The 23,248-nt window shown below is 60.6% G+C and carries 10 protein-coding genes; 5 read left to right on the top strand and 5 right to left on the bottom strand.

The window, feature by feature from the left end; all coding sequences use genetic code 11:
• Positions 1-5: 5 nt before the first annotated feature.
• From uvrA to FYK55_RS12575, 5 genes are all read right to left on the bottom strand, one after another.
• Positions 6-6,440: an excinuclease ABC subunit UvrA gene (gene uvrA, locus FYK55_RS12595; protein ID WP_150076777.1), complete on the bottom strand. Its 6,435-nt coding sequence runs from the start codon at positions 6,438-6,440 to the stop codon at positions 6-8.
• 463 nt (positions 6,441-6,903) lie between these two features.
• Positions 6,904-7,344 carry a hypothetical protein gene (locus FYK55_RS12590; protein WP_150076776.1) on the bottom strand — a complete coding sequence of 147 codons (441 nt, stop codon included), beginning with the start codon at positions 7,342-7,344 and terminating at the stop codon, positions 6,904-6,906.
• On the bottom strand, positions 7,341-8,441 hold the full coding sequence (locus FYK55_RS12585; protein ID WP_150076775.1) for a hypothetical protein: 1,101 nt from the start codon (positions 8,439-8,441) through the stop codon (positions 7,341-7,343). Before FYK55_RS12585 ends, FYK55_RS12590 begins: the two co-directional genes overlap by 4 nt.
• Before the next feature lie 2 nt (positions 8,442-8,443).
• The gene (locus FYK55_RS12580) at positions 8,444-8,719 is read right to left on the bottom strand and encodes a DNA-directed RNA polymerase subunit alpha C-terminal domain-containing protein (protein WP_150076774.1); all 276 of its coding nucleotides are present in this window, start codon (positions 8,717-8,719) and stop codon (positions 8,444-8,446) included.
• A 182-nt stretch (positions 8,720-8,901) separates the two neighbouring features.
• Entirely contained in the window at positions 8,902-13,362 is a 4,461-nt protein-coding gene (locus tag FYK55_RS12575) for a DUF4332 domain-containing protein (protein WP_150076773.1), read from the bottom strand.
• A 276-nt stretch (positions 13,363-13,638) separates the two neighbouring features.
• On the opposite strand from FYK55_RS12575, the gene FYK55_RS12570 reads away from it, so the two are divergent.
• The 5 genes from FYK55_RS12570 (at position 13,639) to FYK55_RS12550 (ending at position 22,997) form a co-directional block, all read left to right on the top strand.
• Positions 13,639-14,553, top strand: coding sequence for a hypothetical protein (locus FYK55_RS12570; RefSeq protein ID WP_150076772.1), 915 nt, complete (start codon positions 13,639-13,641; stop codon positions 14,551-14,553).
• A gap of 275 nt (positions 14,554-14,828) precedes the next feature.
• The gene (gene alaS / locus FYK55_RS12565) at positions 14,829-17,657 is read left to right on the top strand and encodes an alanine--tRNA ligase (protein ID WP_150076771.1); all 2,829 of its coding nucleotides are present in this window, start codon (positions 14,829-14,831) and stop codon (positions 17,655-17,657) included.
• A 115-nt stretch (positions 17,658-17,772) separates the two neighbouring features.
• The gene (locus FYK55_RS12560; RefSeq protein ID WP_150076770.1) at positions 17,773-20,169 is read left to right on the top strand and encodes a DUF1592 domain-containing protein; all 2,397 of its coding nucleotides are present in this window, start codon (positions 17,773-17,775) and stop codon (positions 20,167-20,169) included.
• Positions 20,170-20,418: 249 nt separating this feature from the next.
• Positions 20,419-21,624, top strand: a complete 1,206-nt coding sequence (locus tag FYK55_RS12555) for a DUF1552 domain-containing protein (protein ID WP_235908666.1) — start codon at positions 20,419-20,421, stop codon at positions 21,622-21,624.
• A gap of 623 nt (positions 21,625-22,247) precedes the next feature.
• The gene (locus FYK55_RS12550; protein WP_150076768.1) at positions 22,248-22,997 is read left to right on the top strand and encodes a PEP-CTERM sorting domain-containing protein; all 750 of its coding nucleotides are present in this window, start codon (positions 22,248-22,250) and stop codon (positions 22,995-22,997) included.
• Positions 22,998-23,248: the final 251 nt, after the last annotated feature.

The following is a 23,248-nucleotide window of genomic DNA, read 5'->3' as shown; positions in this document are numbered from 1 at the left end:
GAGAATCAAGTCAGTTGCCGCTTGAGAAACCGACGGAGTGCCGGCTTGGTGGCCTGCCCCAACCGATTGATCGATAGCGTGGTCGCGTCGTTGCCGTTGGAGACCTGGATCTTGCTGTCCTGCAACTGTTCCGCTTCCCCTTCGGCGATGGCGTCCGGCGAAACGATTTTCACCGAATCCAGATCACGCGTTCGGATCGACAGCTTGATGTCGCCGTCGGGGCCGACCACGTCGACGCGATCCGGGGCCGCCATCCGGAGACAGTCGTCGCCGGCGATCTTTTCGATTTGATCGAACAGCCGCTCGGGCAGCTTGATCGGCCATTCGGGTTGGTCGTTATTCTTGAACCCCTTTGGCAGCGAATGCCACTTGCGTCCCAACGTCTTCCAGACCGACCCGCCGTCGTGCGATGCGGCCGGACGCGCGGTGGAACGATTGGCAGTGCTCTCGCGACGCTTGGCGGTGCGGGATCCTTTCGACGTGGTCGAAGAGACTTGGTCAATGCGGATCTGAGCGTTTGCACGTTGGTTTTTCGGACCGCGGTTCTTCAGGCCATCGGAGTCAGCCTTTTCAGCGGTTTGACGCAGCGCATCGGCGACGTACGACGCGGTCACTGAAACGGGCGCGGCCGACTTCGACGTTGCGGTTTCGGCCAGTTGCTCCGGCGTGCCTTCGAAGACGATTTCGCCTCCGTCCCGACCGGCACCCGGTCCGATGTCGATAATCCAATCGGCGCATTTGATGACGTCCAGATTGTGTTCGATCACCACGCACGTGTTGCCAAGTTCGACCAGCCGCTGAATCACGTCCATCAACTTGGCGATGTCGTCAAAGTGCAGGCCCGTTGTCGGTTCATCCAGGACATACAGGGTGTTGCCGGTTCCGGGGCGCGCCAGTTCCGACGCCAGCTTGACGCGTTGCGCTTCGCCGCCGGATAGCGTGGGGGCTGACTGTCCCAGAGTGACGTAGTCCAAACCCACGTCACACAGGGTCTGTAACACGCGCACGATGCGAGGTTCGGACGCAAACAAGTCGACGGCCTCCCCGCAAGGCATCTCCAGCACGTCCGCAATCGATTTGCCGTGGTATTTGATCTCCAACACGTCTTCGTTGTAGCGACGCGCATCGCACTCTTCGCATGGCACCCAGACATCGGGCAGGAAGTGCATTTCGATCCGTCGCTGGCCACTGCCTTCGCACGTCTCACAACGCCCTCCGGTCACATTGAAGCTGAACGTGCGGGCTGTGAACCGCCGTTCGGCCGCTTCGGGGATCGAAGCGAATAGCTGACGGATCGCGTCAAAGACACCCGTGTAGGTGGCCGGATTGCTGCTGGGAGTGTTGCCCAGCGGCGTCTGGTCCACACGAATCACCTTGTCGATGTGTCGCAACCCTTCAATCTTTTCGTGTCTGCCGGGTTTGACTCGCAAGCGGTGCAGACGTTTGGCCAGAATCGGAAACAGCGTTCCCTCAATCAACGTGCTTTTGCCGCTGCCACTCGGGCCGGTGACCACCGTCAAGACACCCAGGGGAAGATTCAAATCGACGTCCCGAAGATTGTGCTCGGAGGCGCCGATCAGTTTCAAGAATTCGACCATCGGCTGGCCGCCGGTGGTCAGAACCGGGCGACGTGATGCCGGGACGGGGATCCGCTTGGTACCGTCGATGTAGCCGGCCGTGACGCTTTGTTCGGCCGGCATCAAACGGTTGGGGGCCCCGCTGGCGACGATCCGGCCGCCGTGCCGTCCGGCCCGCGGCCCGAAATCGCACAAGTAGTCACTGCCCGCGATCACGTCGCGATCATGCTCCACGACCAGCAGCGTGTTGCCCAGGTCACGCAGGCGGTGCAGCGCAGAGAGCAGACGCAGATTGTCGCGGGGGTGGAGCCCGATGGTTGGTTCGTCCAAAACGTACAGGACGCCGCACAATCCGCTGCCCAGCTGCGCGGCCAATCGAATTCGTTGGGCTTCCCCTCCGGAAAGCGTTGCCGCACCACGATGGAGCGTCAGATAATTCAGACCGACGTCCAACAGGAATTGCGTCCGCGATTGAATCTCCCGCAACAACTCGCCGGCAATCTTCTTCTCGCGCCGATCGAGTTTCCAGGAGGTCACGACGTCGGCCAGTCGGTCCAGCGGCATGTGCACCAGGTCCGTGATCGTGTGCCCGCGAAAGCGACAGGCGGAGGACTCGTCACGCAATCGCGATCCGTTGCAGGCGCTGCAATCGATTTCGTCGACGAACTGTTCCAGCTTCCCGCGTAAGCCCGGCGTCAACCGAGAAGCTTCTTCGAGCGCCGGATAAAAACCCTTGAATTGGTACCGGAATAGACGGGCGGATGATTCGGAACCGGGTTTGGCATCGCTTTGGCGGACTTCGATCCAGCGTTCGCCGGTTCCGTGGAACAGGATCCGTCGATGGGTGGAAGTCAGATCGTCCAACGGGACGTCGATCGGGATTCCGGTTTGCCGCGACAGGGCACGCAACAGCCAAAGCGAGACGTCGTGGTTGACCCCGGGCCACAGCAACGCCGCGCCCTCCGAGAGTGACTTGGTGGGTGAATCGATCAACGCCGCCGGATTGGTCCCCGTCTGTTTTCCCAGACCTTCGCACTGGCCACACCAGCCAACCGACGAGTTAAAGGAAAAGTGATGGGGGGTCAGCGTGGGAAAGGATCGCCCGCAGTTTCCGCACACCAAATGCTGGCTGTGGGTGACCGTCTCCCACGTTGGTTCTTCGCGGTCGGCATCGGCGATCGCAACGTCCATCACACCGACGCCCAGTGACAACGCTTGTTCGACACTGTCGCTGATGCGTGAACGTTCAGCCGCACGAATCGTCACGCGATCCACGACGACTTGGACTTGCTGACGTTTCCGTGGATCCAAGGCGGGGGCGTCCTCGAGCGAGACGGTCCGGCCGTCGACGCGGACCCGCTGAAATCCTTGACTGCGCAACGACTGCCAAGTGTCTTTGGAGGCCTCGCCCGCGACAACCTCGATCGGCGCCAGCAACAAAGCTCGCGTCCCCTCGGGCATCGCCAAGACCTTTTCGGTGATCTCGTCGGGCGTTTGTGTTCCTACTTCGATCGAGCAATCGGGACAGTAGCGGGTGGCCAGCCGAGCGAACAGGATCCTGAAAAAGTCGAAGATCTCGGTCACCGTCCCGACGGTGCTCCGCGGCGAATGGCCAAGATTCTTTTGCTCCAGAGCCACCGCCGGGGACAACCCTTCGATCCGCTCGACGCGAGGCTTCTGCACTTGGCCGATGAATTGCCTTGCGTACGACGACAGCGACTCCACGTATCGCCGCTGACCTTCGGCGTAGATGGTGTCCATCGCCATCGAACTCTTCCCGGAACCGCTGGGGCCGCAGAACACCGTCATGGCGTCACGCGGGATTTCAGCGCTGACGGACTTCAAGTTGTGCTCCGACGCGGCATCCACCAGGACGTGGGTCCTTGCGCGCTCCGGTGGCGGTGCCAGGCTGGTGGTGCGGCGCGGCGGCAGCGACTGCTTGGCTGATTTTCGCCGGCGGACACCCATCACTTTGGCGAGCGCCGCGCCTGTGTAGCTGCTGGAACATTTGGCGACGTCGATCGGTCGGCCTGCAGAGACGATTTGCCCTCCGCCCTGACCGCCTTCGGGTCCCAGGTCGATGACAAAGTCCGCGGTTTTGATGACATCCAGGTTGTGCTCCACGATCACGACCGTGTTGCCGCGATCGGCCAACCCCTGGACCACTCGCAACAACAACTCGATGTCGGCAAAGTGCAGACCGGTTGTCGGCTCGTCCAAGACGTACAGCGTCTTTCCTGTTTCCCGTTTGCTCAACTCCCGGGAAAGCTTGATCCGCTGCGCTTCTCCGCCGGAGAGCGTGGGCGAGGGCTGCCCCAGCTTCAGGTACTCCAGTCCGACATCGACCAGCGTTTGCAACTTCTCCGCAATCTTGGGCACGTTCTTGAACAGAGTCAGCGCCTGAGCGATATCCATCTCCAAGACGTCGGCGATCGAAGCCCCTTTGAATTCGACCGACAGCGTTTCGCGGTTGTAACGCTTGCCGGCGCATACCGGACAGGTGACCCAGATGTCGGCAAGGAAATCCATTTCCAATTTGGTCGCGCCGTTTCCATCGCAAGCGGCACAGCGCCCGCCGTCGACGTTGAAGCTGAAGCGACTGGCCGTGTAGCCCCGGGTCTTGGCCTCCGGCAGCCGCGCGTACAGGTTTCGAATCTCGTCAAAGACTTTGACGTACGTGGCAGGGTTGCTACGCGGCGTGCGACCGATCGGTGATTGATCGATCGCAATGGTTTTGTCCAGAAATTCCAGGCCACCGATCGAATCGTGATCCCCCGGCTCGCTCTCCGCGCCGTTTAGGGCGCGACGCAGGGCGGGTTCCAGAATCCCGCCGATCAGAGAGCTTTTGCCGCTGCCGGAAACCCCCGTCACGCAAATCATCGTGCCCAAGGGGAAGGTGACGTCAACGTTCTTCAAGTTGTGGAACCGCGCCCCGTGGATGGTCAGCTGCACCTCACCATCGATCGGTCGCAACGTGTCGGGGGATTCGATCTTTCGCGTTCCGCCCAGGAACTGTCCCGTCACGCTCTTCTTGATGTCACCCAGCTGTTCGGCATCACCAATCCCGACGATCCGGCCGCCACGAACTCCGGGACCGGGACCAAAATCGACGATCCGATCGGCCGCCCGCATCGTGTCTTCATCGTGCTCGACGACGATCAATGTGTTGCCGGCGTCTCGCAACCGCACCAACGTCTCGATCAACCGGTCATTGTCTCGCGAATGCAATCCGATGGACGGTTCGTCCAGGATGTACAGGACGCCAACCAGCCCGCTGCCGATCTGACCAGCCAAACGGATTCGCTGGGATTCGCCCCCAGACAACGTCGGCGCGGTGCGGCCCAGCGTCAGGTATTCCAGGCCGACGCCCAGCAAGAATCCCAGCCGCGTCCGAATCTCCTTCAGGGCTTCGGCAGCAATTTTCGCTTCGGTTCCGCTCAGCTGGACGTCCGCGAAGAACTTGCTGAGCCGATCGATCGATAGTTCGCACAGTTCCGGTAGCGAGCGATCCGGCGCGTCGGCAAACGATTCGGAGTTTGTCGTGATGGTTGCTGCGGAAGCCTGTCGATTCAGTCGCCGACCCTGGCAATCAACGCACAGGATGGTGTTCATGTGCTTTTCAAGATGCCGCAGCTGCATCTTGTTTTTCGTCGTTCGATAGCGGTCCAGAAGCTCCGGAATGAAGCCGTCGAACGATCCGGTGTACTTCCGGCTCTTGCGTCCACCCCGCCAAGTCAGCTCGTACGTCGAATCACTTCCCCACAACCAGATCTCTCTGGCCCGTTCCGGCAGGTCGCACCACTTGGTCTCCAACATCGTGCCCGATTCCAAATCCAGCAACCGATCCATCGCGGTCGCAAAGCCTTTGTAGATGTGGCGACGGTAGCGGCCGATGTCGCCCCATTTACCCAGCAATGCGATCGCGCCGTTTCGGATCGATTTGTTTTCGTTGGGAATGATCAATTCGGGGACGAAGGTGTACAGGTGGCCCAGGCCGTCGCACGCTTCGCACATTCCCTGGGGGCTGTTGAAGGAAAACAGTTGTGGCGTCGGGGGACGAAAGCTTTCTCCGCACGAAGCGCAGGAGTACTTGGACGAATAAAGAGTGTCTGCCTTCGCCGGGCCGGCCGATTCGTCATTCGGTTCGGACAACGAGACAAACAGTGATCCGTCACCAAGCTGCAACGCTTCGCGGACGGCTTCGCCGATGCGTCCCCGGTCACGTTGATCGACGCCGATCCGATCCACCACCACGTCCACGTCGTGACGGTGGTGTCGATCCAGGGGCGGCGGGTCGGACAACAACACGGTTTCGTTGTCGACGCGGGCACGTGTGAATCCCTGCTTGCGCAAGTCTTCAAACAGGTCTCGGAATTCGCCTTTGTGATTGCGAATCAACGGCGCGAGGATCCAAATCGTTTGCTCCGGATCGTGGTCCAGAACTCGCGACGTGATTGCGTCGGCCGGTTGGGCGGCGATTGGGAGGTGGCAATTGGGGCAGTTGGGAGTCGCCACCCGTGCGAACAGGACTCGCAGAAAATCGTAGATCTCCGTGATCGTGCCGACGGTGCTGCGGGGATTGTTGCCGCTGGACTTTTGCGAAATCGAAATGGAGGGGCTCAGTCCGCTGACCAGATCGACGTCCGGTTTGGGCATCTGCCCCATGAACTGACGGGCGTAGTTCGACAGCGATTCCACGTACCGCCGTTGTCCTTCGGCGTACAGCGTGTCAAAGGCCAGAGATGATTTTCCGCTGCCGGAGACTCCCGAGAAACAGACCAGTTCGCCACGTGGGAGGGTTAGATTGACGTTTCGAAGATTGTGCTCGCGGGCACCCTTGACCCTGATTTCGGTCGTCGTCATGAAAACAAAACGCGCAGCAAGAAGGTGGGGGCAGAGGCCGAGTGGGCGTAGTTTACCGGTTGGCCCAACAACGCGGAATGACTCAAGGTTGCGCGGCCCGAAAGCATTTACTTCACCCTCCTTTTCGAGGTCGTGCAGCTTTGCTTCACCCTCCCTCCGGGAGGGTCGCGGAGGAGTTTGCGACGACGCGGGGAGGGCTGTCCGGCGCTATGGATTCAGCTGGTTGATGAAGACACCCTCCCCAAAGGCTCGTGCCTCGCCTTTGACCCTCCCGGAGGGAGGGTGAATTTCAGAAAAGCACGTCACTTTCTGGCTCGGAATGCTGAACGACCTCTTTGGACGAGGGTCGAGCACCAGCGAGAGAAGGATGGCTCGTCCACTCGATGACGTGGTATCGCTGTCGTTGCGTCGCGACTGGAGCGTTGTGCGCGAGACGCCAACATCGGCCGTCCGCCCTTCCGATCTAGGACTGGGACGGGCCGCGAGAAGACGCTCGACGTGGTTCATCACCGACGATCGATGAAGGCCGATTCTCATTCGTGCGGGGCGCCACCAGGTAGAACGGCTGGTCGGTCACAATTTCGCGACCGTCCGAAAGAAACAGTCGCATCCGGACGCACCACCGCAGCCGAATCAGCCGCCCATGGTAGCTCAACGGCGTCGCCGGCAATTCGCAACGCAGCAACTGCGAGTCCGCCAAACCCTGGCGGCGAATTTGGGCCTCGTCCAGGCGTTCGAAATGGTGCACGTGCAAATCGGTGTCGCCTTTTCCCTCAGTCGACCACAGCACCGAGATTTCGATTGCGACCAATGAGTCCAGTGTGACGCGACTGACTCGCCAAGTCGCCTGCAGCTCCCGACCGCCTTCATACATGCCGTCTTCACGGCACAGCGACACACTCACCGCGGGCTGCGCTTCGGCGGCAAGCCCGGTGGGTGGACGACGACGGGATAGTTTCGGCAGAACGATGGCCACGGACGAGCTTCTCCAGAGACAATGACCTTCCAACGCACCGCGTTGTGATCCCCGACAAAGGAATGCATCACGTTGGGCGGCAAGTCGACAGTAAATTGTTGCTCCCAAGGGGCTTGTGGGTCAACTCGAACATCACGCTCTGCACAGACTTCCTGAGCAAAAACTTCATACCGTTCCACCCGCACATCTGTTCCCTGGCTGTACACCGTCTCCTCTTCACAGACGACCCGCACGGTCAATCGGCGCAATCGGAGCCTGCCCGATTGGCTGACGAACAACCGATAGCGACGGCCCGGATACAACGGATGATCACTGATTTCGACGATCGTTGGTCCCAAACCCGCCGAACGGCGCAGTTGCGACAGGAAAAATCGGAACGACCAGTACCCAATCCCCGCAAACGGAATCAACAGCCCAGCCAGAATGTACCGCGGGCTTCCGTACCAGAACCCCAAAACCACGACGGCCAGCAAGACGAACCAGACGGCATTCCACAGGAGCGCCAGTAACAGCGGGCCGACCAGCTCGCCGCCGGCGGAACTTTCTGCGGCAAGCCGATACGTCAGCCGCTCGCCAGGGCTGTCGGTCAGCGAGATGCCGCGCGGGACCGACGGCAGGCGTTCCACGCCTTCGTCGCCCGGGACGATGATTTCGATGGACGAAGCCCGTTTGGCAAATGCAGAACGTCGCTCGCTGCTCGCGCCCACTCGCACCAGACGGTAGACCAGACCCGCTGCTCCACTGCCGATCGCGGCCACGCCCAGAATCCCGAAGATCCAACTGGACAGTCCGCCGCCATGCAGCTCCCGCGGCGTGACACGATCGGGATGCAGCTTCGTGAATTCTTTCAGCGGGTGAAGTTCGTGCCAGGTGGCCAGTTCGCTGATCAGTACCAGCGACAACACGAACACGCCCACCAGAAAAACACCGCTGAAAAACGCGGTTTCCCACAGCAGGCTTCTCAGCTCCGTGCCGATAAACCGCTTTCCCCGTTTCTTGCTATAGGGGCGAGGAAAGCGAACCATGATCAGCGAGGCTGCTCCGGCCGTCGGCTCGGTCGATAGAATCCCAGCTCTTCCAGCTTGCCGTAGACTTCACCCAAAGTCTTTTCGCCGAAATTGCTGATCGCCAACAAACGTTGCGGTGTGGCGTTCAACAGATCCCGGACGGTCAGGATCCCGGTCTCTTCCAAGCAGTTGGTTGTTCGGACCGACAACCCCATCTCCGCAATACTCAGGTCCAATCGCTCGGTGCGAAGGCGAGCTTCTTCGTCAGCACGACTCAACGGGATTCGAGTGCTCATTCCAAACTCCTTTTGGCCAGCCGAAAAATGAGTGCCAGTGATGGGGGCGAAGCGTAAGCGATCCGCGAGTTTTTGGCAAAGCGATGCAGGCAAAAAAAGCGCTTTTCCCAACGGATCGTCTTGCTGGCATTTCCCGGACCCGGCGGAGTGTTTCCGCCGGCCAATCCCGCTGTGCTGTCCGGCTAAGCTGCCACCAGATCGCGATTCATCCCGGCGTAAGTCACCCACTCGGTGACCTCGGCCAGATCCGGAAGTTTTCCGCCACGCAGGATCCGTTTGCCTTCGTTGCTGCGTGCGATCGGATCGATGACCTCCAGAAGTTCCTTCGGATCCAAAGCGGCGACTTCTTCCGGAGTCGTGATTCCGGCCGCCACCAGCAACTGGGCGTCGTGTCCGCGAAGCATTGGAATCCGGCAAACCAGGATCGACTGATGCTGCCAGGCGGCGACGACATCGGCATCGATCCGACGATGGTCCAACAGTTCGGCGAGTTCCGCGGGGTCACTGTTGAGGAGGTCGTCGACAGAGTGGACTTCGATCGCCTCAAGCTTTTCTGCCATGCGACTGCCGATCGATGGGGCATCCACGATCGGGCTTTCCCGCTGCAGGTAAAACCGCAGCTCTTCGACACCTTCATCGGCCGCCGGCACGCCGACCGATTCGCGACCGCCGTCGGAGTGCCGGAGGTCTTGCTCCGGTGCCCGACGGGTTCCGAAAGTATGCTCTTGCGAGTGTGGTTCCATCGAACGCCGGTGGACGGCGCTGGAGGACGCTCCGTCGCGCCGCGACGTCCCTTCAAAGGACCGTTGGGAACGCAGGGGAACTGAGCTGCGAGTGCGACCGTCCGGATGAACCCGGCGCCGCACCTGGCCCGAGGCGTCGCGATCGGATCGCGACGCTTGACGGGTGACCGCTGCTTCGTTGGCTGCTTTTCGTCGCTTGGAGCGTGCCCGGACGACTTGTCCCTGATCGTCGACGAATTCGTATTCAAAAGATTCCGCGTCGCGCGAAACCAGCCGAGACTTCTTTCCGTCTCCGACGACGCGACCGTCCACGGTCTGGTGGTCGCGCACCCGCAGAATCGGCTCGCCATCAGTGGTGACGTTTGCCGTTGCGATCCAGCTGGTGATGCGAGACAGCTCATAACTCGTTCCGCTCAGCAGAATCCGTTGGCCTCGCTCGGTTGCCAAAAAGGCCTCGACACGGTCCAGCAGATCCATCGGGTCGGTCGCCGACAGTTGCCCGGCGTCGGTGATCCCCGAGCCGACCAGGACGCGGGCGTCGAAGGCTCGCAATTGCGGGACATGACAGACCAGTCGGCATTCGGCTTGCCAACGGCGAATCGTGGCTGCATTCACGCTTGCCAACCCCAGGGCGTCGGCCAAGCGATTGGGATCCTGTTGCATCAAATGAGTGATGTGGCTGACGTTCAGTTTTCGCAACCGCGACGCGGAGACGCCGTCGACCGACGGCGCCTGATCGATGGGGCTGTCCACCGTCAGGAAAAAGGGCGAGACCTTTCGGGGTGCTTCGGCCGGCCGATCAGTTTGCGAATTCGGTTCGCTGGCTCGCGGCGCATTGCTTCCGCGGGGAACGGTGGTGAAGCTGTCCGCGAAGTAGTAACCGTCGTCCCAATGCCCATTCGCCGAAGCAGCGTCGGGGGAATCGACAGCGCCGGACGGAACTGCCGGCCGGACTGGCTGCCTCGCGGATGCGACTGCGGCTGGTGCTGCCGCATACGGATTGGCGCCGTAGATCTCCTGCCAGATGGCGTCCAGGTTGCGATTGATGTCGGCAAACGTGGCGGCCGGCGGCAACTGCGGCAAGGAATCGTAGGGGCCGAGCGCTGAGAACGGTTGTTGGCTTGCGGGAACTCCGGGCACGCCCGGGACCGATTGCCAATCGTCGGCGCCGCTTCCAACGGGCGGGTACAAATCCGCGGCCGATTGGGGAGGCATCCCGGACGGTTGGGCGTGCGCGTCCCAGGTGGACGCCGAATCGTAATACTGGTCGACAAAGGCGTCCGAAAAGTCCGTCACGCTTTCGGCCGGATCGAGCACATGGGCACCGGCGTGCGGTCCGACATAGGATTCCGGGGCGAAGTGCGGACGCCACAGTGGGCGGTGCGCGTGCGCGACACGTTCGCCGTGGACCGAGAACGTGTGGCCGCCACGTCGAGCCGCCTGGTCGGCGAACAATCGATCACTGGTCAGCACGATGACTTGCCGACCTTGTTTGGCATAATCGTCCAGCGCGGCAATCACCGATAGGTTCAGCGGCGGGTTTCCGGTGGCGTTCCAGCTGTGTTCGCTGGCGGCGTCTGCGGGACCACTTCGCAACAACTCGCGATGCGATTCCACCACCAGCGGAATGCTGCGGCCGGTGCGGGCCAACAGGTCGCCTGCGGCCAGGCGGAGCGCCAAGGCGGCAAGGGCTCGGTCGACCGCGGGGCACAGTTGCTCATCGACCCCGTCAATTTGCACCCAGGTTTGGCGAGCGTCCGACTTCGCGGCTGAATTCGCGGGCGGTTGCGTTCCGTTCAGGCTCCAGCGGAGACGTTTCAATCGACCGCCGGACAGTCGCACCAACCACTGGCTGGCTTCATCGGCGAGCGGCGAATCCGATCGACGCGTCGTCTGTGGCACGCCCAACTTAGCGATCAACTTGGCACGACGTTCGCGCAACCAACGAACGCGCGGGGAATCGGTGTGGTGCTGGTTCAACCGCTCCAGCTCAGTCCGCACGGCGTCGATCTCGGCTTGCAAGTCGACCGGGCTACGAAACTCGGCGAGTGGTCGCTGCCAAGCGTCCATGCCGAACGAGGGATCGGAAAAACTTGTCTCACCGATCGTGTGTCGTTGCCGACGATGGAGTTCGGCGGCCGCGTTCAGGCAGTGATTCAACTCGGCTGAGACCTTTTGGATCTCGTGCATCCGACGTGCAGCTTCCGATTCCAGGTGATCGATGTACCACACCGACCAATTTTGGCGTTCGTACGATTCATCCAACCAGGAAGGGTAGTGAACCAGATCGGCCAGGCGGCGATCAGCGACCAGCGACTGACGGTAGCCGATTAGCCGTCGGATCGTCGCGACCACCCATTGCTCGCACTGCTGCACGTCCCACAACGGGGAATGATTGCGTGTTCCATGCTGCGAACGATCCTGCAGCCGGAATCCGTGGCGGCGGACATTCAGCAAGTCCTGTTGGATGGTCCGCAGGCAACGCACCAGCGACGCCTGGTTCCGGTAAGCTTCCGCGGCCGGGACCGCACGGTACCACTGGGACCACGTCGCTCCCGGAGCATCGTACTGTGACACCAGCCAATCGAGATGGCTGACGATGGCTTCGATCCGCAGATCGACTTCATCCGGCCATGCCGGGTCCGTGCCCAGGATCGGCTCGAACGCTCCCCACGGCGTTTGGCCATCGGAAGCCGTCGCGTTGTATCGGTCCAGCGACGCCAGGAACCGATTCATCCGTTCGCGACGCAGCATTTCTTCGGAGAACGGCAGTGATCCCGTCGGGGCGTCGATCGACGGATGCAAGCGGGTGATGGCCTGGCGCAGCCCACGCAGTTCATCGTGAACTCGCCGCCAGCGCAAGATTTGTGCCTCCAGGGTCCCGAGTGTCGCACGCAGGCGGGCGTCCATTTCGAACGTACCGGGTGCCGATGGCAACGTGGAAAAAGCGTTCAGAGCGTCGGCGTTGTGGTGCTGCGCCGGCGGAGACGCCGTGCTCGAAGTGGAGTAGCGAACACGATGCCGATCCTGTTCCAGTTGGGACAGCCATCGGTCAAGCTCATTGCGCCGAACCCGCAAGTGCCAGATCCGATCATGAAGTCGCGACAACTCGTCGGCAACGACGCGGTCTTGGGACGTCCAGGGACGCGTGGCTGACCACGCTCCGCTACGAACGCGTGATAGCTCCTCTCGCAAATATCCCAATCGGTGCTGCAGTTGACGACGTCGCGTCTCGATCCAGCCTTCGTCGGGCGATGTGGCGTTGCCGGCCAGCCCTGATGCTTCTAGCGATGCGAGTTCTGCTTCAACGCGAGCAAGCTCGTCGCGGACGACTCGCCGCATGCCTTGTTGTTGGTCGGGCGAATCGGGTGACGTGCCGCTGACAACCGATGGGCCCATCGGCAGCCCGGCATACAACTTGGGGTCATCCAAGCCGCTCTTCAGGCAAGCTTCGACCACGCGGGCAACGCGTGTGACGGCCGTGTCGGTGACAATGCCGTCAACAACGGACTCCGGGATTCGAATCGATTCCAACGCGCGGGAAGCGTCGGTGGAGTCGGCAATCCCATCAATCCAACTGCCGTGGAGCCAGTCGAATCGGTGGGCGGCGTCACCGCGTGTTTCAAATTCAATCGTGCGGCGTCCGGTGGGCGTCCCGTCCTGCTCCCGTCGGCAGTGAATCTTGCCGTTGCGGTCGGCCCAAACGACGCGTCCGCTGGACGAGCTCATCATGCCCAGCGGGTACTCGCGACGCACCAACGAATCGCGGACAAACCGGGCGATGGCCGTCTTTCCCGCACCCTCCGGAGTGCAAACCACGTTCAAGTGCTCGGAGAACGGCCCCAATTCGACACGATTCAGGGGGCCGTGATGGTCGATATCGATGCGGTCCAACAGCATGGTCGGGCTCCTCCTTGGCCACAGCAGACAGATAGAACGAGGTCGCTTTCTGGTGGTCGGCGGGTCGTGCCGACGTCTCGGTGGATCGAAGCACCTCGTGGGCGGGTATGTGCGAACTTTAGTGAAAGCCGAGTTTCACGGAAAGAGGAATCTCGGCGGGCGTGACTTGACGCGGCAAGCCGCGAATTTGTATGCCAAACGCCGTGAAACGCTGTTGGCCGCCAAACTTCCGGCCGTCTTTAGATTCGCCCGTTCCTTGCCGCCGTGACCCGCACGATGCCGAAACGTCCCACGACGGACCCCGTTCTCATCGCCCGATCTTTGCCGGCCCGCTTGCTGCTGCTTGCCGGGACGTCATTGCTGGCTGGGACCCTGGGATGCTCCTCGTGGTCCGGATGGTCCGATCGCGGGGAAAGCGTGGCAAACGCGACGGCACCCCTGCCGCTGAAGAAAGCGCCACGCTCGATCGAGTTGGAATCGAAATTCGTGCAGATCCAATTCGATCCGAGCCAGCCGGACCAATTGCAATCCATGTGGCAGTGGGTCGACGAAACCATCCTTCCCGCGGCGGTGCGGTCCTCTCTTTCTCAGAACGGATTGCGGATCGGGCGGGTGACTCACGAAGAACGATTGCAGGCAAAACTGGAATCCTTGTGTTCGGAAGAGCCCAACGACGTGGTCGACGAATTCCTGGCCTCTGCATCCGTTTCCAGCCACCAATCGGAAGGCACCCGCCGCGACCCGATGCGGATCGGCAAACGCTATGAATTGCCGGTGCGGTTGCCGATCGAAGGTGACCAGGTCGTGATGGTGCACCGCGACGGAGAATTGGTTGGAGAAACACTCCGCGACCCCCAGTTCCTTTTCTCCGTTGTCCCGGCGCGGGGCAATTCCGTGGCCGAAGTCCGGTTGCGATTTCGCCCCGAAATCCAGCACGGCGACATGCGGCAAGGCTGGGTCCAAGGCGACGCGGCCTTGCGGATCGATGTTCGCCGCCAGGCCTGGCCGCTGGAGTCCATGGACTTCGAGCTCGCCGGGGGTGAAGGGGATTTGTTCGTCATCGCCGAAACCGCTGCCCGCCGCGGACTGGGAAAACTCATGCTGGGCGGTGAAAACGTCGATCGGCTGGAACAGCAAACGGTGATTCTGCTGCGGATCGCCAACGTCCCGACTCCGGCCGAGAAGCTGTAGCCCGCCGCGGGGTGGGCTGGAGTGTCGCGCTTCCGTTTGGAGGTCGTCAGGCTTTGCTTCACCCTCTCTCCGGGGGCGTCCCGACGGAGCTTGCGACGACGCGGGGAGTGCTGTCACCGCGTCGTGGCGTATTCGCTTCGGATTCTGCCCTCCCCGGAGCCTCGTACCTCCGCCTTCGAGAAATCCCCGCGTTGCGATATGATTCCCGCGGATGCCCCTCTTGATCCTGGGGGATCATCGGTCCGTGCACCCGCACCATTCCCTTGCCAGCACCTATGAAAACTGACGAACTTCGCGAAAAGTATCTCGAATTCTTTGAAACCAAAGGCTGTGTCCGCAAACCGAGCGATGTCCTTGTCCCCACCTGGGACCCGTCGGTTCTGTTCACTCCGGCGGGCATGAACCAATTCAAGGATCACTTTTTGGGCAAGGTGAAACTGGATTTCACGCGGGCGACGACTTGCCAGAAATGCCTTCGCACCGGCGACATCGACAATGTCGGACGGACGGCTTATCACCACACCTTCTTTGAGATGTTGGGAAACTTCTCGTTCGGTGACTACTTCAAAAAGGAAGCCATTGCTTGGGCGTGGGAGTTCCTGACGGAGAAGAAATGGCTGGGAATCGACCCCCAACGCCTGTCCGTGACCGTGTACAAGGATGACGACGAGGCACACGGGATCTGGAAAGAATCGATCGGGTTGCCCGACAGCCGGATCATCCGCATGGACGAGGACGAAAACTTCTGGCCGGCCTCGGCGCCCAGCGAAGGTCCTGACGGCGTTTGCGGACCCTGCAGCGAGATCTACTACCAACTGGACAACGGCAGCGAAGTGGAGATCTGGAACCTGGTCTTCACACAATTCAATCGCGTCGGCGACCCGCCGGACAATTTGAAACCGCTGCCCAGCCAGAATATCGACACCGGGATGGGACTGGAGCGAACCGCCAGCGTGCTGCAGGGCGTGCCCACCAATTTCCACATCGACACCCTGAAGCCGATCGTCGATGCGGCGGCCGACGTGGTGGGCGTGAAGTACGAATTGGAAAGCGACAACGGACGCCGGTTGCGTCGCATCACCGACCACGCCCGCGCCTGCACCTTTGCGATCCACGAAAACGTCTACCCGGGGCGTGATAAGGCCAAGTACGTCGTTCGACGTTTGATCCGTCGGGCCGTCCTGGACGGATTCCAGATGGACTTGCGCGACCCGTTCCTGCACAAACTGGTGCCGGCTGTGGTTGAATCCAGCAAGGTGGCCTATCCGGAACTGGCGGAGACCGTCGAACGCGTCGCCGAAGTCATCGAGGCAGAAGAGAACGCGTTCTTTGGGACGATCGACGGAGGCATGAAACGCATCGGGCAATTGTTCGAAGAGATGCGGGACGAGTCGGCTGTGATGGTCCCCGGCAAAGACGCTGCGGAGTTGAACACGACTTATGGCGTTCCACCGGAATTGTTGCAAACGTTGGCTGCGGAGAAGAACTTCACGTTCGATTGGGCCGGCTACCGTGACGCCATGCACGAACACGCCATCGCCAGCGGTGCCGGACAGGTCGAACTGTTTCAAACCGGTCCCCTGGAAACGCTGAAGGAGGCACTTCGCGAGACGCCATTCATCGGATACGACGTGACGTCCGCCACAGCGGTCGTCAAAGGCATCATCACCGGCGAGGGACTCAGCAAGGAAGACGAAGGTCAGCTGTTGAGCCATCTGGATCATCCGGGGGATGCTTCCTTGCGGCTGGTCCTGGATCAGTCTCCGTTTTACGGCGAGTCCGGTGGGCAGATCGGTGACACTGGCGTGATCTCTTCGGACGATTTCGAATTCGTCGTTCATGACACGCAAAAGCACGGCGGCTTGATCGTTCACCACGGGAAACTGACCCGGGGCGAGATCAAGGAAGGCGCGGAATGCCAGGCGGTGGTCGATACTGACCGCCGCGATGCACTGGCCCGTGCCCACTCCGCGACACACCTGCTGCATCATGCCCTCCGCACCCACGTCGGCGCGCACGCCCAGCAACAGGGCAGCAAGGTCGAAGAAGACCGCTTGCGATTCGACTTTACCAACCAAAAGCCGATCCCGGAGGACGTGCTGACGCAGATCGAATCCGATGTGGTGGTGCGCATCGGCGAACATGCCCCGGTGCAGTGGGTCACGGTTCCACTGGCCGAAGCCCGTGCCGCGGGTGCCATGATGCTGTTCGGGGAAAAGTATCCGGATCCGGTTCGAATGGTTTCCATCGGTGACTTCAGTAAAGAGCTCTGCGGCGGCACACATGTCCAAAACACTGACAATGTGCAAACGTTTGAGCTGATGGCCGAAGAAAGTGTGTCCGCCGGAACCCGACGGATCGTCGCGCTGACTGGCAAACGCGCCGAGCAGCATCGCGAACAGACCGCTGCCTTGCTGAAAGAGGTGGCTGAAAAACTGGGAACCGATCCGCCGCATGCGGCCGGTGCAACCGAACAGCTGATGAATGAAGTCCGCCAATTGAAGAAGGAACTCACCAGCGGCAAAGCGGCCGATCACCCCGAATCCTTCGCGGTCGGCGATGATTGCCCGACGGAAGATGTCAGCGACTACGTCAACACGCGTGCCCGAGTGCGCGAGATCAGCCGACGCTTGAACGTGTCTCAAGACGAAGTGTTGGCTCGGGTCGACGGCTTGTTGTCGGATCGAAAGGATCTGGTCAAGCAACTCAAACAGGCAACGGCCGGTGGAAAGGTCACCGCCGACGACTTGATCGCCCAGGGTGAGAAGGTTGGCGACGACTTGGTGATCGTCGCGGAAGTCCCCGGGGCCAACCCGAACGTGATGCGGGGCTGGATCGACCAGATTCGCAAGAAATCCAGCGGCGGCTCCGCCGTTCTGCTGGCCACGACCCAGGGGGACAAGGTCTTGCTGGTGGGCGGACTCAGCCGTTCGTTGGTCGACCGCGGTTTGAAAGCCGGGCAATGGGTCGGCGCGGCGGCCAAGGTGGTTGGCGGCGGCGGCGGCGGGCGTCCCGACATGGCGCAAGCCGGTGGGAAGGACGCCAGTAAGCTTCCCGAAGCCTTGTCGACGGCTCGCTCGACGATGAAGGAAAGCTTGAAGTAGACGAGTCGCGATGCGACGGCAGACACCTGCCGTCGGCGTGAGCCGACGGTCGAGGAGACAGCAACGCTCCACCTGACGACGTGTCCGGTGGACGACGGTCGATTATGATGGTGCGATGCGCATCCACATCTTTCTCACTGCGTGTCTGCTCGCGTCCGTCAATGTGCCAGCAGCGGAACCATCACGTCCCAGTGATGCCGTGCAAGCATTCTTTCTCGACCGATGCGTTCACTGCCATGGTGAATCGACACAGGAAGGCGGTGTTCGATTGGATTCACTCGGCGGGGATCTTTCGGACGGTTTGACCCGTCAAACCTGGGTTCGGGTTCTCAATGTGTTGGACGCACGCGAGATGCCGCCGCCGGACGAACCGCCGCTGGAACCTGCAGTGCGTCGAAGCGCGGTTGACGCCATCTCCCAGGACTTGGCCGATTCGAACATCTCCCCATCGACGTCACTCCGCAGGCTCAATCGGCGCGAATACCAAAACACGGTTCACGATTTGTTGGGCATCGACGTTCCACTGATGGACCTGCTGCCGGAAGATGCCGACGTGCAAGGGTTCGACAACGTGGCCGACGGCCTGAGCATTTCGTCGGTCCTGATGGAACAGTATCTGGAAGCTGCCGACGTTGCGTTCCAGGCTTGCATTCGACGGATCAAGCCGCTTCCGGCGGAAACACGCCGGATTCAGTTCATGGAGGTGAAAGAAAACATCGAATCGGTCAAGAAAAACAAAGGAGGCACGATCGAAGTCGATGATTCGTTCGTCAAGTTCACGCCCGGGTGGCCGCCCGCACGTCTGGACGCGATCCATCCGATCGAAGATGGCGTGTACCGCTGTCGCGTCGCGGTTTGGCCGCACGATCCGGGCGATCGAACGCTCGCCGTTGCCATCTACGTCGGCACCCTGTTTGGGCCGGAGACTCGTAAGTTCATCGGTGTCTACGACGTGACCGGGACGTCACAGGAGCCGCGGGTGATCGAATTCCAGACGCACCTGGAGGAAGGTCACGCGATCCACATTGTCCCGCGTGTCTGGCCGGAGCACGTGACTTGGCGGGACAAGCACGAGCAACGCCCTGGTGTGGGGCTCGTTTGGGCGGAGACCCATGGACCGTTGGACCAGAGTTTTCCCTCCAAGGCCCAGAAGCGACTGTTCGGTGAAGCCAGTTCGATCACGATGATTGAGGCCGAGCCGATTTGGATGCGGCATCGCAAGAACGTCAAACGTCACGTGGTGGATTCGTCCCGGCCTAAGGAAGATGCCGAGAGAATCGTTCGCGACCTGATCCGGCGTGCCTTTCGACGTCCGGTCGACCCGTCGGAGATGCAACCGTTCGTCGAATTGACGCTGGACCGCTTGGAGCAGGGGAGGACGTTTGAACAAGCGGTGCGAGCCGGCGTCGTCGCGGTGCTTTGCTCGCCCCAGTTTCTGTTGCTCAACTCGGCCGCCGAGGTGGATGACGACACGATCGCCTCGCGGCTGTCTTATTTTCTTTGGTCCAGCATGCCGGATGGGACGCTGCTGAAGCTAGCGGAACAAGGCCGCTTGCGGGACCCGCAGGTCCGTGTCGAACAGGTCGATCGGTTGCTCCGTGATCCGCGCAGCGAACGCTTTGTTGAAAACTTCACCGGCCAATGGTTGGACCTGCGCGAGATCGAATTCACAACGCCCGCCCAAAAACTTTATCCGGAGTTCGATCCCCTGCTGCAGGAAGCGATGCTGGGGGAAAGCCGGCATTTCTTCCGGCACCTGCTGGACGAGGATCTGAGCGTCCTGAACTTTTTGGATTCGGATTGGACGTTCTTGAACGAACGTATCGCACGACACTATGGGATCCCGGGTGTCCAAGGTCACGAATCGTTCCGGCGCATCGACATTCCGGACGATTCCATCCGCGGCGGTGTGTTGACTCAGGCGAGTGTGTTGAAAGTGACCGCCAACGGCACGTCGACCTCGCCGGTGGTACGCGGCGCCTGGGTCCTGGATCATCTGCTGGGTCGGCCGGCACCGCCACCGCCCCCGGGCGTTCCCGCGGTGGAGCCGGACATCCGTGGCGCGACCACGATCCGCGAACAACTGGAAAAGCACCGAGAGATCGAATCGTGTGCACAGTGTCATCGCCGCATCGATCCGCCCGGATTCGCCCTGGAACGCTTCAATGCGATCGGCGGACAGCGTGATTGGTATCGCTCTTTGGGCGAGGGCGAGAAGCTGGACGGGAAGAAGCCGTATCGCAAGGGCAAGCCGGTGGACACCGCGTCGCAGCTGGCCGACGGGCGAAGCTTCGATGACTTTGAAAGCTTCCGAGATTGTTTGCTGGAGGATCGCGAGCAGTTCATTCGTGCCTTCGCAACGAAGCTGGCGGTTTATGCCACCGGACGGTCGCTCGGTGTCGCCGATCGAGCGGCAATTGACGAAATCGTCCGAGAGGCGAAAGCGAGCGGTCTGGGGCTCCGAAGCCTGATTCAAGCGACGGTGCGGAGCGATCTGTTCCTGCGGCAGTGACGGATGTCTCGTCAGTCCCGAAGGGACGAAAGACACCTGCCGGCGGGCTCGCCCGCCGGATGTTGTCCACCTCGCATGCTCCAGTCCCGAAGGGACGACAGCGATCGGGTCCGTCGCTCACCGGCTGATAGAATGGACACCCATCGAATTCAATGATTTCGCTTCCCATCCTCCCCGCCTCACGCCATGCTTCCAAGACTGCGACGACGATCTATCCTGCGTTCCGCCGGGATCGCTTTCGCCTTGCCAGTGTTCGAATCGGGACGCGGGGCCACCGCGAATGATTCAGCAACGCCCGACATCCGACGGATGTTGGCGATCAATTCGCCATTGGGCATCCATACCCCACACCTGTTTCCCAAGACGGCCGGCAGGGACTATGAGGTCACTCGTTACCTCGAGCCGCTGCAGCACCTGCGCGAGAAGTTCACGGTCATCTCCGGACTGATGCATCCGGACGTGGACGGCGGGCACAGTGCGGAAAAGAGTTTCCTGACGGGGGCGCCGCACCCGGGGCAGCCCAGCTTTCAGAACACCATCTCCGTCGACCAGCTCGCCGCCGAACAGATCGGCTACAAGACCCGGTTTGCATCGCTGACCTTGGCGGCCGATCGCTCCAGCCTTTCTTACACGCGATCCGGCGTCCAGATTCCGGCGGAATCACGGCCGTCGAAATTGTTCGCGAAGCTGTTCTTAGACGGTTCCGATGCCGAAAAGGCCGCTCACATGCGGCGGATCGAAGACGGCCAAAGCATCATGGACCTGGTGCTGGATCAAACCCACCGTGTGGCCCGGCGAGCCGGTCGGGCGGACATCCGGACGCTGGACCAGTACATGACCAGCGTTCGCGACCTGGAGAAGCGGCTGGTATCTGCGGAGCAGTGGGCACAGCGACCCAAACCGAAGGTCGACCGGGAGCCGCCGGACGATATCACCGACCGGGCGAACTTCACCGGCCGGATGCAACTGATGTACGACCTGATCTTTTTGGCCCTGCAGTCCGATTCCACGCGGCTGATCACGCTGGCCGGACCGGGAGGCAACGAGGTGGTTTCGCTCAACGGCGTCGACGACGGCTGGCACAACCTCAGCCACCACGGGCGGGACCCGGGAAAAATCGAGATGCTCGCGATCATCGAGCTGGAAGAGATACGGCTATTCGGCGAGTTGCTGCAAAAGCTGGAGGACGTCCATGAGGGCGAGCATTCACTGCTGGACCAAACCGCGATCCTGCTCGGATCGAACCTCGGCAATGCGTCGAGCCACAGCAACCAAAACCTGCCGATCATCGCCGCCGGAGGCCATTTCCGCCACGGCCAGCACCTCGCCTTCGACCCCGCCGACTCGCCGCCGCTATGCAACCTGCTGGTCAGCTATCTCCATCATCTGGGGCTGGAAACCGACACTTTCGCGAGCGGAGAGTCCACGCTTCTGGGGTTCGTCAGAGTCGATTAGGCTCGCATTTCACTGCACCGGTACCCGAATAATCTCCCCGGAACCAAAGTTTCTTTCGGAAACTGGACGTTTTTTCGCTCGGTGGCCATCAACAATAATTTCAAGATTCTCGTCTGCAGGACCTTGCTTGCCCCCCCCGGCAAAGCTAACTTGAGGGCTGGGGGGTGATCAGGCGTTTAATGCGGGTTTGTCCAGTGTCGTCCTTCGTCCACTGTCAGTCGCTCTGCTTCACGTTATTGATTTCGGCAGCGTGTGGAAGTCACGCGTTTGCTGGGTTAATCAATCAAGAGTTTGCTCGCACGGATAGTTCAGCCACCGTTTGCACAGAGGTTCAAGATCAAACGGGTAAAGATCACGACACCCCCGCACTGGATTCTTGGAGGCTGCAAAAGGCGATGAGTTCCAGCTCAGTTTCGACTATTTACATGTGCTTGGTTGCAGCGCCAGCTAGTTCCTGGAACTTGCCGGATTCGTCCTTGGTCCAATTTGTCCGAAGATTTGATGATCTTTGTTCTCCTGATCGCGTTCCTCACACGATGTTGAAGATCCCTATCCTACCGCCAGTTTGACGGTCGTTTGATGTACGCGAATACAAACTAACAGTGAGTGGTTGGGAGAATGTAATGAGATCAATTTTAAATAGAGGCATTGAACGGTCGAGTTTCGCCGCTGTTCTTGTGCCTTTCACCGTTGCGGCGGTTGTCGTTTTTGCGTCGCAATCCGCGGTAGCTGGTATGATGGGCGCAACGCTAACCGGGGATGCCAGGTATCAGAGTGATCCCGGTGCTGAAGTCGCGAACTTGCAAGTTGATGTTGCGATAGATTGGGTTGATGGAACTAATATTGCTAACTGGATGGTGAGCATCGTGGGCCCGGTTGACAGCATGGGTGACGTGCCAGAACGAATTAAGATCGGGTCGTTCTATGCCAACCTCAGTGATGACATTGACATCAACGACATCGACTTTTTGGTGAGCCAACCTGCCGGTTGGACTATCACGAAAAGTTACACTGGCAACCCTGGTGCTGGTGGTGGTCAGATTTCCTTTGATTTTGCGGCGGCGGATGCTCCAGGCGGTGGGAATAACCCAGTGAACGTTCTTACGCCTCTCAAGTTTACTTCGACGATCAATGGTGGTGGCGTTTGGAACGAAGACATCTTCTTGAATGCAGAATCCACTAGCGGCGCGGAAGATAGTGGGCAACTTGGTGCTCACATCCAAGGAATCGTTGGAGTGCAAACAAGCGGGTTCGTTTTCGGGGACTACGCAAAGGTGACACCCGCTCCGGATCCCGTTCCGGAGCCCAGTTCGCTCGCAGTGTTTGGTTGTCTCGCTGTGTTTGCCGCGGGGCGACGGCGACGGCGAGAATAGTGCCTGCTGGCGTAGTCAAGTTTTCCAAAATTGCTTGACGGCTATATATCGATTGGAAATGTAAACGCGGTGGTCGCTTGGGCCATCGCGTTTTTCTTTTGACGCGGGACGCTCATCTCAATTTCTGCGAGAAAGCATTAGAGACTGGGTGGGTTGATGGTTCGCAGTCCAGACGGAAAACCCAAAATGCCGTTATGACCGGCCTAGTCGTAGGTGCGATTGCCTGGAGTGAGTAGATAATTCGGCATTCC

It is taken from the genome of Roseiconus nitratireducens (assembly GCF_008629675.1).
In the GTDB taxonomy this organism is placed as follows: Bacteria; Planctomycetota; Planctomycetia; order Pirellulales; family Pirellulaceae; genus Stieleria; species Stieleria nitratireducens.
Note: the sequence above shows the minus strand (reverse complement) of the source record. Positions and strands in the feature narration are given on the sequence as shown.

Bases quoted from the DNA above. Each gene is read 5' to 3' on its own strand.
- uvrA (WP_150076777.1), bottom strand. From the start codon at position 6,440: ATGACGACGACCGAAATCAGGGTCAAGGGTGCCCGCGAGCACAATCTT.
- FYK55_RS12585 (WP_150076775.1), bottom strand. From the start codon at position 8,441: ATGGTTCGCTTTCCTCGCCCCTATAGCAAGAAACGGGGAAAGCGGTTT.
- FYK55_RS12580 (WP_150076774.1), bottom strand. From the start codon at position 8,719: ATGAGCACTCGAATCCCGTTGAGTCGTGCTGACGAAGAAGCTCGCCTT.
- FYK55_RS12575 (WP_150076773.1), bottom strand. From the start codon at position 13,362: ATGCTGTTGGACCGCATCGATATCGACCATCACGGCCCCCTGAATCGT.
- FYK55_RS12570 (WP_150076772.1), top strand. From the start codon at position 13,639: ATGCCGAAACGTCCCACGACGGACCCCGTTCTCATCGCCCGATCTTTG.
- alaS (WP_150076771.1), top strand. From the start codon at position 14,829: ATGAAAACTGACGAACTTCGCGAAAAGTATCTCGAATTCTTTGAAACC.
- FYK55_RS12560 (WP_150076770.1), top strand. From the start codon at position 17,773: ATGCGCATCCACATCTTTCTCACTGCGTGTCTGCTCGCGTCCGTCAAT.
- FYK55_RS12550 (WP_150076768.1), top strand. From the start codon at position 22,248: ATGAGATCAATTTTAAATAGAGGCATTGAACGGTCGAGTTTCGCCGCT.